The organism is Pedobacter zeaxanthinifaciens (assembly GCF_003313335.1).
GTDB classification, from domain to species: Bacteria; Bacteroidota; Bacteroidia; order Sphingobacteriales; family Sphingobacteriaceae; genus Pedobacter; species Pedobacter zeaxanthinifaciens.
This window is the reverse complement of record NZ_QMHP01000005.1, coordinates 238,470-255,551: the sequence shown is the minus strand read 5'-3', so window position 1 is coordinate 255,551 and position 17,082 is coordinate 238,470. Positions and strand designations below refer to the sequence as shown.

Here is a 17,082-nt window from a genome sequence, read left to right as displayed (position 1 = left end):
ATTTTGAAACCAGGTGCCGCTGTTTAATATGCACCTAAAATTTTGTAAGGATGTTTGTAATAAAAAGAGATGGCCGCAAAGAAGCGGTAAAATTTGACAAAATTACAGCTCGTATTGAGAAGCTGTGCTATGGTTTTAATGCTGAGTTAGTAGATCCTATTGATGTTGCTAGAAAGGTAATTGAGGGGTTGTATGACGGCGTTACTACCTCTGAGTTAGATAACTTAGCAGCAGAAACAGCAGCTTCTTTAACTACTAAACATCCTGATTACGCATTATTAGCATCGCGTATAGCTGTTTCTAACTTACATAAAAACACTTTGAAATCGTTTTCAAAAACGATGGAGTTGCTTTACAATTATGTTGATCCAAAAACAGGTAAAAACTCTGCGCTAATTGCTGATGATGTTTGGAAAGTAATTGAAGATAATGCTGAGATTTTAGACAGCACAATTATCTACGATAGGGATTTCGGTTTTGATTATTTCGGTTTCAAAACATTAGAGAAATCTTACTTGCTAAAAGTGAACGGTAAAATTGTGGAGCGCCCTCAGCATTTATTTATGCGTGTGGCGGTTGGTATCCACAAAGAGGATATTGAAAGTGCAATTGCAACCTACAACTTAATGAGTGAGCGTTGGTTTACACACGCAACCCCTACATTATTCAACGCTGCTACACCTAAACCTCAAATGTCATCATGTTTCTTGTTAACCATGCAGGATGACAGTATCGAAGGAATTTATGATACCTTAAAGCAAACTGCTAAAATTTCGCAGAGCGCTGGTGGTATTGGTTTAAGCATCCACAACATCCGTGCTACGGGAGCTTATATTGGCGGTACAAACGGAACAAGTAACGGTATTGTACCAATGTTACGTGTATTTAACGATACTGCTCGTTACGTAGATCAAGGTGGAGGTAAACGTAAAGGTGCTTTCGCTATCTATTTAGAACCTTGGCATGCTGATGTTTTCGAATTCTTAGACCTACGTAAAAACCACGGTAAAGAAGAAATGCGTGCCCGTGACTTGTTCTATGCACTTTGGATCAACGATTTGTTTATGCAACGTGTAGAAGAAAATGGCGATTGGAGCTTGTTCTCTCCTGATGAAGCGCCAGGTTTAGCGGAATGCCATAGCGAAGAGTTTAACAAACTTTACGTGAAATATGAGCAAGAAGGCAGAGCTCGTAAAGTAGTTAAAGCACAAGAGTTATGGTTTGCTATTTTAGATGCACAAATTGAAACCGGTACGCCGTACTTGTTGTATAAAGATGCTGCAAATGCCAAATCGAACCAACAAAATCTAGGTACAATCAAGTCATCTAACTTGTGTACTGAAATTATTGAGTATACTTCTAAAGACGAAGTTGCGGTTTGTAACTTAGCTTCTTTAGCGTTGCCTCGCTTCGTAATCAACGGCGAATTTGATCATCAAAAATTATACGATGTAACTTATCAAGCGGCGTTAAACTTGAATAAGATCATTGATTATAACTACTATCCGGTAAAAGAAGCTGAAAACTCGAACTTACGTCACCGTCCAATTGGTTTAGGTGTACAAGGTTTGGCTGATGCCTTTATTTTGATGCGTTATCCATTTGAAAGTGATGCAGCTAAGCGTTTGAACAAAGATATTTTCGAAACTATCTATTTCGCTGCCATGACTGCTTCGGCTGATTTGGCGGAGAAACACGGTGCTTACAAAACCTTCAAAGGATCTCCGTTATCAAAAGGTCAGTTCCAATTTGATTTATGGAACGTAACTCCTGATAGTAACCGTTGGGATTGGGAAAGCTTGAGAAAACGTGTGGTGAAAAAAGGTGTGTACAACTCTTTATTAGTTGCACCAATGCCTACCGCTTCAACTTCTCAAATTTTAGGTAACAACGAATGTTTTGAGCCATATACTTCTAACATCTACACTCGTCGTGTATTGAGTGGTGAGTTCATTGTGGTAAATAAACACTTGTTGAAAGATCTAGTAGCTTTAGGCTTATGGTCTCCACAAATGAAAGATAGGATTATTTTAGCCAACGGATCTATTCAAGACATCCCAGAAATTCCAGATTATATCAAAGAATTGTACAAAACAGTTTGGGAGATCAAAATGAAGAACATCATTGATATGTCGGCTGATAGAGGTGCGTACATTTGCCAGTCGCAGTCGCTGAACTTGTTCATCAATGCACCAAATACTTCTAAACTTACCTCAATGCACTTCTACGCTTGGAAAAAAGGCCTTAAAACTGGTATGTATTACCTACGTACGCAGGCAGCTTCGCAAGCAGTGAAGTTTACAGTTGAAAATCAAGCCGGTAAAGCAATTGAGGCAGTTATTCCTCCAGTAATTGAAAATGGTGCAGAGGAAATTATTTCAGGCCCAGTTTGTACAATGGAAGAAGGTTGTATCAGCTGCTCTGGATAGAAGCCTACCCAACTCTGCAAAAAGAGGGGCTTTAAGGGTTTTCGTTATCGCGAGTAGCAAACGGCGAAGCAACCTTAAGCCATTGGAAAATATAACACAAAAGCAATGATTATGTAAGGTTCTGGACTTAAAGTCTAGAACCTTATTTTTTGTTCTTACTTTTGTAGCAGTTCAATAGTTCATTTCTCATTGGTTGATTAATTATCGTTGCCAAAAATGAACTGGTGAACGCAATGCATTAATGAACAAATCATTTATCCATAGTAAGCACGAAATCATCGCTTGTGAGCGTTGCGGCACCTCTATTGAGTGTAAGGCAAATGCTTACACCAAATGCCAGTGCAGTGTGGTACAGTTAACTATTAACGAGGTGCAGTACCTAAGTGAGCTTTATGACGGTTGCTTATGCGCCAAATGTTTGCTGGAACTTCAGCAAGAATACAGAGAAGAAATGCTCTAATTATTTGAAAGTAAAAGTTGATCAGCCAGTAGGCGTAGGCAAATGGATGGCTATTAATGTTCCATTACCTTCGCTGCTATCCACTTCAAGCGTGCCCTTTAAAAAATTAACTCTCGAATAAATATTACTTAAGCCCATTCCATTTTTGAAGTCCACTTTGTCCTTATTAAATCCTTTTCCATCGTCTTCAATGGTAACGGATATACCTTCTTCGTCTTTGATAATTTGGATGTCGAGCTTGCTAGCCTCGGCATGCTTAATCACATTGTTCACGGTTTCTTGAATTACGCGGTAAATTACAGTTTCGGTTTGCTCGTTTAGCCTTTCGTTTAAACCTACCGTAGCTAAAGTAACTTGAAGTTGATCTTTATCTAGTTTCCCGATAAATTCTTTTACCGCTGAAGCCAATCCGGTTTTGATCAACGCATTTGGCATCATCTGATGGGAAATAGAACGCATTTCATCATAACTTTCATTAATTAGTGCCAATACTTGCTGAGCTTTCAAATCCGTTTCGGAGGGTAGTTTTAATCCTGAAAATAGTCCGTTCAAGTTCATCAATGCAGCGGATAGCATTTGACCTACACCATCATGTAGGTCGCTAGCAATCCTGCGGCGTTCCTTCTCCTCAGCATCCAATACAGCTTTAGAGGCTAAATCCTGTTGTTTGATAATTTCCGTCTGCAATTCCGCTTTTGCCTTCAGTTTTCTTCGGTTCACTATTAGGTAGGCAACAATGGCAAGGCTAAATAGTACCACCAACAAGCCGCCTAACCATAAATTGCGCTGTTTCAACTTTAGTTGTTGTATTGTATTCCTTTGATGTAGTAACTTAATTTGCTCCTCTTTTTTTTCGGTTTGATACCTTACCTGATAAGCGGTAATCAATTTGGTTTTATCCAGCTGAAATAAGGAATCTTTGATGGTGTTGGCCGATAGGTTCAATTCGAAGGCAGATTTAAACTCTCCTTTACGCTTGAAAACTTCCGCAAGCGCCAGTTTACTATCCATCACTTCTTTACTGGCTCCAATGCTTTCCGCTACACTAAGCGCTTCACTTGCCGCTTTCTGTGCTTCAGTCAGCTTGTTGAGTTTTAGCATCAGCTTTGCTAAGTGGATATTTGCAAAAGCCAGTTCCTTCCGGTTGTTGTATTTTTTATTTAGCGCTATGGCAGTTTCTAAAAAACGGAGTGCTTTGGTATTTTGGTTTAGGGCGGCGTAGCCGATGCCAGCGTTGGTATAGGTAGTTGGTAAAAACTGTAAAATATTAAGTTCCTTTAGTTTTTGTTGTGCCTTTAACGAATAATAAATGCAGCTGTCATATTGTTTTGTATAGAAATAAACCGAGCCTAAGTTGGTTTCTGTAAAGGCAATTTCTCTGGCTTTGTTCAACCTTGTATAAATAGCATTTGCTTCGCGATAATATTTGATTACGTTTCTGTAATCCTGCTGCGCTTTAAAAAGTATACCCAAGTTTACGCTCACTAATGCAATGCCTTCTATGTGTTTCTTCTTTTTATAAGTATCATAGGCTTCCCGGTAATATTTCAATGATAGGGAGAAATTCCCCAATTCATCGTAGGCAATTCCAATGTTGTTTAAGGTATTGGCAGTTTTTAAATCATCTTTAAGTTGCCTTCTAATTTTTAAGGCCTCCAAATTAAAATTTAACGATTTTTGATAATCTCCCTGAGCCTCATAAGTAACGGCAAGGTTGTGTAAAGCTTCGGCTTCATATCGTTTTTTGTTTTGCTGCTTGGCAATTTTTAGTGCCTGATATCCGTACAATCTAGCCGAATCCGGATGATGGTAACGGTACTCCCAACAAAGTTCAATTAATAACGCCAATTGCTCATCAGGTTTTGTTTTTAAAGCATGTCGTAAACTGTCTATGCTGCTTTGAGCATTTGCACTCAAGGATAAAAATTGTATTAAAACGTATAGTGCTAAAATCGAGTAAAGTCTACTTGCTGGCATATCAATTAGTTAGCTTAAAATTAGTAATAAAAAGCACATTTTGTTATCCGTGCTTTTACTGATATTTTAAATTGAAATAAAATTTACTCTAAAAAGGAATATTACTATTTTTAATAAAACAAACTGAAATAATGAAACTTCTACTAGTTGATGATCACGCTATTGTGAGTGATGGTTTGCAAATGCTACTGCAAAATGAAGAGGGGCTTAGCATTGTAGAAAAGCTAACTTCAGGTAACTTTGCCTTGTCATATTTGAAAAATTACGAGGTAGATATGATGATTACCGATTATTCCATGCCAGACATAGACGGTTTAACTTTGGTTAAGCAAGCCAAGGCATTAAAGCCAAATCTTAAAGTAGTTGTACTTAGTATGCACGACGAAGCTGTCATGATCAAAGAGATGCTGAGTGCTGGCGTGGATGCTTATGTTTTGAAAAAATATGCGCAGCAGGAACTGCTCAATGCCATACATGCAGTAGCTAGCGGCAAGCAATTTTGGAGTGCTGAAGTAAATAAGGCGCTTTTACAGGCATTGCAGCCAACAGCCACCAACGAAAATCGACCAACTGACAGGGAATTGGAAGTGCTGAAGTTGTTAGCCGAGGAGCTTACAAGTAAGCAGATTGCAGCAAAACTTTTTATCAGCGAGCGTACGGTAGAAACCCATAGAAAAAATCTAATGAGAAAAACTGGAGCCAACAATGCCATTGGTTTAGTGAGGTACGCTTATGCAAACAAGTTGCTTTAGCTATCAATTTAACTTGTTGATTTCCGTGCAAATGCCAGAGCTTTGCCGATTGCAAGGAGATAGCTTTGATCGTATCAGTTCATATTGAATATTGCCAATATTATTTCTTGTCTACGTTTTTCAAAATCATTAAGCTCAGCGGGTTAATATTGTATCCGCTAATGGTGTTTTGAAGCATTACAACCGATTGGTCGTATAAAATTGGCACTACTGAGGCATGTTCCAACACCATATTGTCCATTTGATGGTAAAGTTCAAATCGCTTTTGATCATCTTTTTCATAATAGGCTTGCTCAAATAGCTTATCAAACGATTTGTTAAAATAGCCGGTGTAATTTGGGCCAAAGGGAACTTTGTTTTTAGAGTAGAAAACTGATAGGTAATTTTCACCATCCGGATAATCCGCAATCCAAGAGCCTCTAAAAAACACTACTTCATTCTTCGACATCAGGTCTCTTAAGCTTGTACTGGGACTAACATCAACTTTCACCTTCATGCCAATGTTACTTAGTTCCCCTTGTATAAATTCGATAAGATCTTTATAAGTGGTAGAGGTGCTTAACTTCACTTCTGGCATTCCTTTGCCATTAGGAAAGCCAGCCTCAGCCAATAATTTTGCAGCAAGGGCCGGGTTGTAATCATAACCTTTCACTTTCACACTATCAAAACCAGGCATTCCTCTTGGTATAAAACCAGATGTGGCAGGTGTTCCAATGCTATTGCGCAGGTATTTAATCAGCTTTCTCCTATCAATGGCATAATTGATTGCCTGCCTAACCTTTTTAAATCTCAGCGGTGAGTTTTTAACGATGTCTTTATCCGGATCAACCAAAATACCCACATATTCGGTACACAAATAAGGGCCTTTAATCAGTTGAAACTGCCCTTTGTACTTACTGGTCATTTTTCCGCTTTTGGTTAAAATATCATCGCGGTAACTTCCATCAACACTATAAAAAAAGTCAAGTTCCTTTTTAACGAAATTCATAAAAGCACTTTGTTTATCAGATATGAAAGTGGCTTTTACGGCATCAAGATAAGGTAATGCATTGCCTGCACTATCTTTTTCAAAATAGTTTTCGTTTTTTAAAAGCACCAAAACTTCGTCTTCTTTCCAGTATTTGAACTTAAAAGGACCAGTTCCTACCGGATGGTTCCTAAAATCTTTTCCATAATGTTCCACCACTTCCTTAGGAACTACTGAGCAGTATTGCGCCGTTAGCAGATTGATAAATGCAGGGAATGGTTTTACAAGCTGTATTTGAAATGTACTGTCGTTTAAAGCTTTGAAGCTGTTTTGGTCTTTCACTTTGTCGCTAAAAATCCATCCTCCTGATGAAGCCACCTTTGGGTCAATCAAGCGGTTAAAGCTGTAGGCAAAATCTTCCGCAATCACTTTTCTACCTTTGCCATTTTTAAACAAGGGGTCATCTTGAAAATAAACATCATTCCGAAGCAAGAAGGTGTAGTTAAGGCCATCTTCAGAAATTTCCCAACTTTTAGCAATGCAGGGTTTGGTATTCAGTGCTTTATCAACTTGCACCAAGCCGTTAAAAACTTGGTTAATCATCCATATGGCATTTTGGTTTCGTGCAAACGCCGGATCAAGTGAAGTTAAGTTTTGATCGAGGTTGATGTAAAATATTTTCTTATCAGAATTGGAGTTGGAGCGGCAAGAAAAAAAGGAGATGATAAGGCAGCAATAAAATATATTGAGTGTAAAGGTTCGCATCGTAAGTGGAAATACTATTTTTGTGTACAAATTAAATAAAATAAATCAGATGTCGGTTTTAAATGAGCTTATTATTGCTGAAAACAGTGAAGAATTGCGGGATGCATTACAGGAACGTTTGGATATTGTTGAACATAAGATCAAGTTCATTGATAAAGTGCCAGTTTGCTTTTTAGATACGGAAGGAAATCCAGATATTTCTTTAGCCCCATTTGCAATGATGAGTGGCGCCATACTAACGACACAGCCTGCTGAAGCGGTATATGTTATTTTTAGAGAATCCGAAAAGGCTTTGGATGATTTAATGCGTACTGTACCGGGTTTGCTTGATGATGCTTGGCCGGCAGTGCAATATAATAGGGTTTGTTTATTGGCGGATGATTACAAGCTCAATAAAGCTGAGGATGCGGTGGCGTTGGTTGAGGATTTAGCGGAGATGACGCATCCTGGGCACTTTATATTTGGTTACGAAGGAGATAAGTGGATAAGATTTACCATTTAGCAGGGCACTTATCTAAAAAGGATTTAATTCAAATCACTATGAAAAAAAATTACTTCACATTATTACTGTTAAACATTTCAATTGCCTATGCGCAAGTAGCTCCAAAACTTGATAAGTCTATTGCAGAAAGGTTATCGCTGTTGCCTTTGTCTTGCATGGATAAGGAATACCCAAATAAAACGGCGCATTCCATTAATACTGAAGTTGATGCTAAACTGACGCCTGCACAATTGCATCCGGCATTTTATGGTTGTTTCGATTGGCATAGCTCGGTTCACGGTCATTGGATGTTAGTACACCTGTTAAAGACTTTCCCAGATATTAAAAATAGAGCCGAAATTGTGGCTAAGCTGGATAAAACCTTCACCGTGGAAAACATGAAAGCGGAAGCAGACTATTTTAAAAAGTATGAGCTGGCGAAGATTTTTGAACGGACCTATGGTTGGGCTTGGTTGTTAAAACTAGATCAGGAACTAATGCAGTTTGACGATCCGAATGCAAAAAAATGGCATGCAGCTATGCAACCGCTAACACAACAAATATTGGAGTTATGGAAAGCTTATCTTCCGAAACAAACCTATCCAAATCGTACTGGAGTGCATGGTAACACCGCATTTGCGCTGGTTTTTGCGTTAGACTGGGCTAGGGCTAATCATGATAAGGAGTTTGAAAATCAAATCATTAAAAAAGCAAAAGATTTTTACGGGGATAACCAACAAACGCCAGCTTATTTAGAACCAGATGGTGCAGATTTCTTTTCGCCAAGTTTGGAAATAGCAGATTTGATGAGACGAGTATTGGCTAAAGAAGATTTTGTGAAATGGTTAGCTAAATTTTATGAAGAGCGAAGCATCAAGCGAATTAGCGAAGTTCCGATAGTGAGCGATTTGAGTGATTATCAAACGGTGCATTTGGTTGGTTTGTCCTTCACACGAGCCTGGTGCATGAAAGGAGTGGCACAGCAACTGCCTAAAAACCATCCGTTAAAGGCACGTTTTGAAGCAACTGCTAATCATTTTTTGTCCAATGCGCTACCTCTAATTTTTAAAGGAAACTACGGTGGCGATCATTGGCTTGCTTCATTTGCGGTTTATGCCTTAGCTAAGTAAAGGGATCAGGGATTAGGGATCAGGGGTCAGGTGTTAGGAATTAGGAGCTAGGAGTTAGGAGTGAAATTTCCAAACAACTAAACATCTAAACATCTAAACAACTAAACATCCAAACAACTAAACAACCAATACTAATAAGCTAAAAACTTGTCTATTTGCTGGTCGGTGAACTTTACCGTATCCTCTAAGTATAGCTGCCCGTTTTCGTTCAGCTCGTTTTTAATGTAAGAAATGTGAATGCGTAAGGGCATTACATGCAGGTGTAGGTAGGCGCATACGCCGTTGAAATGTTCAATTCCCCTAATATTTCCATATTTACCCGATGCAATGCCTACCAAACAAGCCTTTTTGTCGTAGAAGCTTTCTGGAAAAGCACAGGCGTCAATAAAGGTTTTTAACACCCCGGGATAGCTGCCATTATATTCGGGTATCACAAACAAAAATTTGCTGGTATTGGTCACCATTCCTTGTATGTTTTCGAATTTTTCAGATTTTTTTCCATACAAATCTTCAGCAATAAAGTTGTTGGGTAAATCCTGCAAATCAAGCAAGTTGGTTTGTAAGCCCTTTTCAGCCAGTTTGTTTTGATAATATTTAGCAACTTTTAGCGTATTGCTATTGGGCCTATTTGTGCCAGCTATAATGGTAACCATATAAAAATTGTTGATAAGATGTGCAAAACACAAAACTAGCCGATGCGAATATTTGGTTTTAGTTCGTATCTTAGCTAATTGTTAAAAAATGCCTATACATCGCAAAAATAGCATTTTTTAGATATTTTTATTTTAAAATAAGGCCATTATAAGCGATGGCTTTTTTAAGGAGGATAAATGAGTAAAATTATTGCTTTAGCAAACCAAAAAGGGGGAGTTGGAAAAACTACCTCATCTATTAATTTAGCAGCTAGTTTAGCCGTTTTGGAATATAGAACGCTTTTGGTTGATGCAGACCCTCAAGCCAATTCTACCTCGGGTATCGGCTTTGATCCCAGAAACATCAAAAACAGCATCTACGAATGTATCATTAACGATGTTGAACCTACAGACGCCATTGTAAAAACAGAAACTCCCAATTTAGATTTGTTGCCTGCTCACATTGATTTGGTAGGTGCCGAAATTGAGATGATTAACTTGGCCAATCGAGAGTACAAAATGAAAACCGTATTGGAAAAAGTGAAGGACCAATATGATTTCATTATCATCGATTGTTCGCCATCGTTAGGTTTAATTACAATCAACTCTTTAACAGCGGCCGACTCTGTAATTATTCCAGTACAGTGCGAGTATTTCGCTTTGGAAGGATTGGGTAAATTGCTCAATACCATTAAAATTGTACAGAATAGACTTAATCCAGCTTTGGAAATAGAAGGAATTTTACTGACTATGTACGATGTAAGGTTGCGTTTATCTAACCAAGTGGTTGAAGAGGTGAAAACGCATTTCCAAGATTTAGTGTTTGAAACTATTATTCAGCGTAACACTCGTTTAAGTGAGGCTCCTAGCTACGGTGTATCGGTGATTATGCATGATGCCAACAGCAAGGGCGCAATCAATTATTTAAATTTAGCTAGAGAAATTGTTCGTAAAAACGGATTGGTGAAAGAAGAGCAGGCAGAAAACACAGCAACTATTTAAGATTTATAGATGACATCTTTTCAAAGAAAAACCGGATTAGGTAAAGGATTAAGTGCATTGTTGGATGATAACGAAACGGTTAATTCCTCAAAACCTGCCGTTGAAAATATACCCGCTACCCCTCAAGTAGGTAGCATTAGCCACATCAGCATTGCTGATATTGAAACAAATCCTTATCAACCTCGTACAGAATTTGATCAGGTAGCTTTGGACGAACTTGCCGAATCCATCAGAGTGCAGGGCTTAATTCAGCCAATCACCGTTCGTAAAAACGGCAACAAATACCAATTGATTTCTGGTGAGCGTAGGTTTAGGGCCTCTAAATTGGCAGGATTAACTGAAATTCCAGCTTATATCCGTACTGCTGATAACCAACAAATGTTGGAAATGGCACTTATCGAGAATATTCAGCGTGAAAATTTAAATGCAATTGAAGTGGCTTTGAGTTTCCAGCAAATGATTGATGAGTGTAGCCTCAAACCTGAGCAACTAGGTGAACGTGTGGGCAAAAATAGAACTACTGTTGCCAACTATTTAAGGTTGTTGAAATTGCCACCAGTAATTCAGGCTTCCATTCGCGATAATAAAATTTCGATGGGCCATGCAAGAGCTTTAATATCGGTTGATGATGTTGAAAAACAACTTTTCATCCACCAAGAAATTATAGATAAAGGACTTTCAGTACGTAAGGTGGAAGATATGGTACGAGGTATTAACCACGTACAAGTAAAAGCCCCAACTAAAACTGAGGTAGTTTCTTTCGAATATCAAAAACTACAAAAGGATTTAGCGTCAAAATTTGCTACTAACGTAAAGTTAAAGGTAAAAGATAATGGAAAGGGCGCTATAGAAATACCTTTTGTAAATAGTGAAGATCTTAATCGAATCCTAGAACTTTTAGATTGGTAATGCGGGCAATTTTGCTTTCTGTTTTATGTTGTTCCGTTTTCGCAATTGCTAAAGCGCAAAATCCAGCTACCCCAGTTAAACAGGATACTACTGCTAAATTAGATACCATTGCACCCGCCAAATATGTTAACCAAGGCAGGATAGCGGGTAAAAAGGCAGTTTATCGTTCGTTAATTTTCCCCGGATTGGGCCAAATGTATAACTATGGCTTGGTGGTTGATGATGTAAAAGCTGGTAGAACCCAAGGTAAAAGAATTGGCCAAAAAATGTACATCATTGGTAAAATTGGTGCCATTTACGCCGGTGGAACTTTATTGGTGATGTCTTATATCGACAACAATAATAACTATAACCGCTTTTTGCGTGAATTGCAATACCGTCAGCTCTATAAAAAACCAGATCCAGACAACGGCTTAACTCAATATCCGGATGTTAACGCCTTAACAGTAGCTAAAAATATTTATAAGCGTAACCGCGAAATTGTAATCATATCATTAGTTGGTTTGTACGGACTTAACGTGCTGGATGCTTTTGTAACTGCCCGTTTAAAGTATTTTAATGTAGATGAAACGCTATCTTTTAAAATTTCGCCTACAGCAATTCATACAAATGCAAATAGCATGTACGGTTTCAATCAGATTGCGCCGGGATTAAAACTTACGCTTAAACTTTAGCTAAGCAATAAAATAGTATAAGCCAATATTGCAGCAGGTTTTGGCGCTGCAACTTATTAAATATCAAACAAATGAAAATAGCACTTTTAGGCTATGGCAAAATGGGGCAAATTATCGAACGTTTTGCTACCGAAAGAGGACACGAAGTTGTACTTAAAATAGGCGTTGAAAATCTTCAGGATTTTACGGTGGCCAACCTTAAAAAGGCCAATGTAGCTATTGATTTTAGTGCTCCAGATGCAGCCGTTGACAACATTAGCAAATGCTTTGAGGCCAATGTGCCTGTAGTAGTTGGTACTACTGGATGGTACGGTGAATTACAGCGCATAAAAAATGATTGCGCAGCTGGTAACAATACACTACTTTATGGCTCTAACTTCAGTATTGGCGTTAATATCTTTTTTCACTTGAATAAAGTTTTAGCAAAGCTGATGAACAATTATCCAGCTTATGATGTACAGGTGGAAGAAATACACCATACACAAAAATTGGATGCACCAAGCGGTACAGCCATGACCATTGCAGAGGGGATTATTGAACAATTAGATGGTAAAACGGAGTGGGTGAATGAATTAGAGGGCGCTGCTATGCCTGAAAAGTTAAAGGCCAACCAACTATTAATTGAGTCTTTACGCATTGAAAATGTACCAGGAACGCACACCGTGGTATATAGTTCAGAGGTTGATGATATAGAGATTAAACACACTGCACACAGTAGGGCCGGATTTGCTCTGGGAGCGGTAGTGGCGGCCGAGTGGCTACAAGATAAAAGAGGTTTTTACAGCATAGCTGATATATTTAATTTTAAAGATTAATAATGAACTGGAAATTTTGGCAACGAAGAAAGGATTCTGATAAGCCTAAAAAGAAAAAAACTAAAACTAGAGAGTGGGTTGATGCCATTGTTTTTGCGGTAGTGGCTGCAACTATCATTCGTGTATTTTTTATTGAGGCCTACACCATTCCTACGGGCTCAATGGAGCGTTCGCTTTTAGTAGGCGACTTTCTTTTTGTAAGCAAGGTAAACTACGGCGCTCGTGTACCGATGACGCCTGTTGCGTTTCCTTTTGCTCACCATACTATGCCGTTTATCAATACTAAAGCATATTGGGATGGCGTACAATGGAAGTATAGAAGGCTGCCAGGACTGCAAGAGATTAAACGTAATGATGTAGTGGTTTTCAACTTTCCCGAAGGTGACACAGTAGTGCTGGAACGCCAAGATGACAATTACTATCAAATGCAGCTACGCGGTGAAACTCGTCAGTCAATTTGGTCTAATTTTTCAGTAACTAGCCGCCCGGTAGATAAGCGTGAAAACTTTATTAAGCGTTGTATTGCCATTGCTGGCGATACTATAAGCATGAAAAATGGTATGGCTGTGGTAAACGGTAAACCATCGCCGTTAATTGGAACTGGCGGATTTATCTACACCGTTGAATTCAATACTTCGGAAGTTAACTTTAAGCTTTTTGAAGATATGGGCTTCCGCATTGGTGCAACAGCCTTCCCAACTATTTTCAGATTTGAAGGTACACCTGATTTAGTAGAGGAACTTAAAAAATCTCCGTTTGTAAAGTCGGTTAAAGAGGAACTTAGCCCTGAAGGAGAATATGATCCTTTGATTTTTCCTCATGACATCAACAGAAAATGGAATTTAGATAACTTTGGGCCTATTATTGTACCTAAAAAAGGTTGGACAGTAACATTGGACAGCGTAAATATGCCACTTTATGAAAGAAGCATCCGTATTTATGAAGGTAATAAATTAGAGAAAGTAGGCAACGATTGGATGTTGAACGATAAAAAGGCAACTACTTATACATTCAAAATGAATTACTATTGGATGATGGGAGATAACCGACATTCATCTGCTGATTCACGTTATTGGGGTTTTGTGCCAGAAGATCACGTGGTAGGTAAAGCTTTATTTATATGGTTAAGTGTAGATGGCGAAGCGAAATTCTTAAATAAAATTAGATGGAGCCGAATTTTTAAAGGGATCCATTAATGTTAACTCGTTGCTAAACTTATATAGTTTCCCAAACTTCGTAAGTTTTCAACAGAAAGCGAACTTAAGAAAAAGCATCACTTTTAAAGTGGTGCTTTTTTTGTTTAGTGCTTATGTAATTTGGCTCTTAATGGCATCATGTTGTTACCAACTTAATCAACATGAATAAAAAAATACTTTTAGCATTACTTGTTTTAGCAGGTTTTAGGACTAATGCGCAAGAGCCTCAATTAAATGTAAATTCAAAAATTACAAACGTCACTGTTTTTATGCAAGGCGCACAGGTGCAGCGCCAATCTGATCAGGTGGATGTGCCGCAGGGCGTAAGCCTTTTGGTATTCTCTGGTTTATCATCAAGTATTGAAACGCAAAGCTTACAAGCCAAAGGCGAAGGCAATTTCACTATCTTATCGGTAGGTAAACAGCGTAATTTCTTATTGGAGAAAAAAAAATCGGAACAGAAAGTAGCCTTGCAAAATAAAGTTGATGAATATGAAGATAAAATCAAAAAGTTAAACAACGAGATAGCAGTTTATAAAGCGGAAGAAGAAATGCTAATGAAAAACCAAAAGGTAACTGGTGATTATGTTACTTATGATTTGGTGAAATTGAAAGCTGCATTAGATTTTCAAAAGCAGCGATTAACCGACACCAAGAATAAACAGACCGCATTGGCTAAAGAAATAGATGATTTGAGAAAAGAGATGGGTAAATTGGCTATGCAAGCTGCAGAGGTTGATGGTAAGCCTATTGGCAATTCAAGCGATGTGGTGGTGAAAGTATCAGCCAAAGTGGCAACAAAAGGCAAGTTCACGCTCAGCTACTTGGTTAAAAATGCCAATTGGTACCCAAGCTATGATATCAGAGCGATAGATGTAACGAGTCCTATTCAGTTGGTTTATAAGGCCAATGTAAGTCAAAATTCAGGTGAAGATTGGAAGGGAGTGAAATTGACGCTTTCTTCAGGCAATCCATCCAACAATAATGAGAAGCCAACTTTGCCAACTTATTCTTTAGGTTACTTAAGTGCCGGATATTCCTTTTTTAACCCGGTAACAGCAACTGCTAATATTGTTAGAGGGAGGATAGTAGATGCAAGTGATAATTCACCATTGGTTGGTGTATCGGTTAGGGTTAAAAACTCATCAATAGGTGCCGCAACAGATGGTGACGGTAACTATAGCATACAACTGCCTGCTGGAAACAATCAGCTGGAGTTTAATTACGTGGGGTATGACCGTCAGGAGCTTGCAGCCTATTCCGGACAGCTGAATGTTAGGCTTAATCCGAGTGTGAACACGTTGAATGAAGTGGTTGTGGCCGGTTACAGGTCAAAAGAAAATTTAACGAGTGCGCTTGAAGGTAAAGTTGCTGGCACTAATGTCAAAATTAGAGGTGCCAGTTCTATATCTTCCGTTCCCTTAGAAGTAAAAAGTATGGAGAAACCCACTAATGTTACTTTTGAGATTAAAACGGCTTATACTATTTTAAGTGATGGAAAATACGCTGCGGTAGACATAGGCAATTATGATTTTAAAGCTGATTACGAATATTACGCTATCCCTAAAGTAACTCCAGATGCTTTTTTGACCGCTAAAATTACCGATTTAAATGAAGTTAATTTGATTAGCGGCGAAGCAAGTATTTTCTTTGAAGGCACTTATTTAGGCAAATCGTTATTGGATGTTCAAAATTCAGATACGCTGACAATTTCCTTAGGTGTAGATAAAAATGTGTCTATCAAAAGGGAAAAACAGAAAGGTTTTACGGAAAGACAGTTTATCGGTTCGTCGCAAAAAGATACCAGACATTTTATAATTGATGTGAAGAATAAGAAAAGCCAGGCAATTAATATTACCATTGAAGATCAAGTTCCGGTTTCAACAAATAGTGATATTACTGTTGAAAGACAGGAAATTTCCAAAGCAAAGTTTGATGAAACCAGTGGGAAACTTACGTGGCAGCTTTTGCTACAGCCAAATGAACAAAAGAAGCTTGATTTGAAATATCAGGTGAAATATCCTAAAAACAGACCGATCAATATGGAGTAATTTCACTAGCGCTAATGCCGATAAAAGAAAATGATTGCTTTACAGCAATAAAACTTTCTGTAAAGGGATGAATTAAGACTTGCGAAGTTTAAAAGCTTCGCAAGTCTTTTTTTATTAATTTACCATTGGCTTGTATTTGCTCCAATTATCAGCAATAATCCAAATATTGATCAAAAATAATGCTGCTGCCATAATTATTGCTTCTGGTGCCACAGTAATATGATGAAGTAAGATGCCCACCGTTATTGGAAAAATAACAATTGCACCTAAGGCACGTGTTTTTGGGATGGCGAAAAGGATGCCACCAATAATTTCCATGGTTGCTAATAAAGGCATTAGCCAAGGAATGGTCATCATTGCTTTCATTACTTTAAGCTGATCGGCTGGTAATTCGGGCACCGGAATGTAATTGAAAAATTTGTTTAGTCCGCCGTTAATGAACATTAATCCAAAAAGGACACAGATAATGGTTTTTACAATTTTCATACGTTTTAGTTTTTTTGATTTACTTAAAGTTACGTAAAAGCTTTTTTAAAACGCAGTAACTTTATTTGAGCTATTTTGTACAGGTTTTTGTTCGCTAAACCTGATTGTAACGAAAATCCTTTTTGTTTTTTTAAGCTGTGATCCTGATCCCGAAGTTTCGGGAGAAGGATTTGTTTAGTTTATGCATTTCAGAAACAGATTCCTCCTAACGTGGGAATGACCAGAGCCAGAAAACAAAAAGATTGGAGTGAAAAGCAGGACTAAATTACCCCAAGAACTGCTATTTTTGCTTTTCAAAAAACAAACAGACATCACCCTCGAGGAATCCTATTTAAAGCATTAGAAAAAAATATTCA

Annotated in this window: 15 protein-coding genes; 11 read left to right on the top strand and 4 right to left on the bottom strand. The window is 38.1% G+C overall.

Going from position 1 to position 17,082, the window contains the following annotated elements:
- Positions 1–50: 50 nt before the first annotated feature.
- Positions 51–2,429, top strand: a complete 2,379-nt coding sequence (locus DUT68_RS09880) for a ribonucleoside-diphosphate reductase subunit alpha (protein ID WP_113638008.1) — start codon at positions 51–53, stop codon at positions 2,427–2,429.
- Between the two features lie 241 nt (positions 2,430–2,670).
- Positions 2,671–2,889 carry a cysteine-rich CWC family protein gene (locus tag DUT68_RS09875; protein ID WP_113638006.1) on the top strand — a complete coding sequence of 73 codons (219 nt, stop codon included), beginning with the start codon at positions 2,671–2,673 and terminating at the stop codon, positions 2,887–2,889.
- Positions 2,890–2,910: 21 nt separating this feature from the next.
- On the opposite strand, the gene DUT68_RS09870 is transcribed toward DUT68_RS09875, so the two are convergent.
- Positions 2,911–4,866 (bottom strand): ATP-binding protein, encoded by a 1,956-nt coding sequence (locus DUT68_RS09870; protein WP_113638004.1) that lies wholly within the window; start codon positions 4,864–4,866, stop codon positions 2,911–2,913.
- Between the two features lie 131 nt (positions 4,867–4,997).
- On the opposite strand from DUT68_RS09870, the gene DUT68_RS18455 reads away from it, so the two are divergent.
- Positions 4,998–5,618, top strand: a complete 621-nt coding sequence (locus tag DUT68_RS18455) for a response regulator (protein WP_113638002.1) — start codon at positions 4,998–5,000, stop codon at positions 5,616–5,618.
- A 100-nt stretch (positions 5,619–5,718) separates the two neighbouring features.
- On the opposite strand, the gene DUT68_RS09860 is transcribed toward DUT68_RS18455, so the two are convergent.
- The gene (locus DUT68_RS09860) at positions 5,719–7,188 is read right to left on the bottom strand and encodes an ABC transporter substrate-binding protein (protein ID WP_237088308.1); all 1,470 of its coding nucleotides are present in this window, start codon (positions 7,186–7,188) and stop codon (positions 5,719–5,721) included.
- Between the two features lie 211 nt (positions 7,189–7,399).
- Between DUT68_RS09860 and DUT68_RS09855 the strand changes: the two genes are divergently transcribed.
- Together DUT68_RS09855 and DUT68_RS09850 are read left to right on the top strand one after the other, a co-directional pair.
- Entirely contained in the window at positions 7,400–7,852 is a 453-nt protein-coding gene (locus tag DUT68_RS09855) for a hypothetical protein (RefSeq protein ID WP_113637998.1), read from the top strand.
- 38 nt (positions 7,853–7,890) lie between these two features.
- Positions 7,891–8,961: a DUF2891 domain-containing protein gene (locus tag DUT68_RS09850; protein ID WP_113638116.1), complete on the top strand. Its 1,071-nt coding sequence runs from the start codon at positions 7,891–7,893 to the stop codon at positions 8,959–8,961.
- A gap of 131 nt (positions 8,962–9,092) precedes the next feature.
- Here DUT68_RS09850 and DUT68_RS09845 read toward each other — a convergent pair whose 3' ends face one another.
- Positions 9,093–9,614 carry an NADPH-dependent FMN reductase gene (locus DUT68_RS09845; RefSeq protein WP_113637996.1) on the bottom strand — a complete coding sequence of 174 codons (522 nt, stop codon included), beginning with the start codon at positions 9,612–9,614 and terminating at the stop codon, positions 9,093–9,095.
- A gap of 177 nt (positions 9,615–9,791) precedes the next feature.
- Here DUT68_RS09845 and DUT68_RS09840 point away from each other — a divergent pair, with 177 nt between their 5' ends.
- The 6 genes from DUT68_RS09840 (at position 9,792) to DUT68_RS09815 (ending at position 16,240) form a co-directional block, all read left to right on the top strand.
- A complete protein-coding gene (locus DUT68_RS09840) occupies positions 9,792–10,595 on the top strand; it encodes a ParA family protein (RefSeq protein ID WP_113637995.1) in 804 nt (267 codons plus the stop codon).
- A gap of 9 nt (positions 10,596–10,604) precedes the next feature.
- On the top strand, positions 10,605–11,504 hold the full coding sequence (locus DUT68_RS09835) for a ParB/RepB/Spo0J family partition protein (protein ID WP_113637993.1): 900 nt from the start codon (positions 10,605–10,607) through the stop codon (positions 11,502–11,504).
- On the top strand, positions 11,504–12,178 hold the full coding sequence (locus DUT68_RS09830; protein WP_113637991.1) for a DUF5683 domain-containing protein: 675 nt from the start codon (positions 11,504–11,506) through the stop codon (positions 12,176–12,178). Before DUT68_RS09835 ends, DUT68_RS09830 begins: the two co-directional genes overlap by 1 nt.
- A gap of 71 nt (positions 12,179–12,249) precedes the next feature.
- A complete protein-coding gene (gene dapB / locus DUT68_RS09825; RefSeq protein ID WP_113637989.1) occupies positions 12,250–12,993 on the top strand; it encodes a 4-hydroxy-tetrahydrodipicolinate reductase in 744 nt (247 codons plus the stop codon).
- Between the two features lie 2 nt (positions 12,994–12,995).
- On the top strand, positions 12,996–14,189 hold the full coding sequence (gene lepB / locus DUT68_RS09820; protein WP_113637987.1) for a signal peptidase I: 1,194 nt from the start codon (positions 12,996–12,998) through the stop codon (positions 14,187–14,189).
- Between the two features lie 161 nt (positions 14,190–14,350).
- Complete coding sequence (locus DUT68_RS09815; protein WP_113637985.1) at positions 14,351–16,240, top strand: mucoidy inhibitor MuiA family protein; 1,890 nt, start codon at positions 14,351–14,353, stop codon at positions 16,238–16,240.
- 114 nt (positions 16,241–16,354) lie between these two features.
- Here the strand turns inward: DUT68_RS09815 and DUT68_RS09810 are convergent, their stop codons facing one another.
- Positions 16,355–16,726: a DoxX family membrane protein gene (locus DUT68_RS09810; RefSeq protein WP_113637983.1), complete on the bottom strand. Its 372-nt coding sequence runs from the start codon at positions 16,724–16,726 to the stop codon at positions 16,355–16,357.
- Between the last annotated feature and the right edge of the window lie 356 nt (positions 16,727–17,082).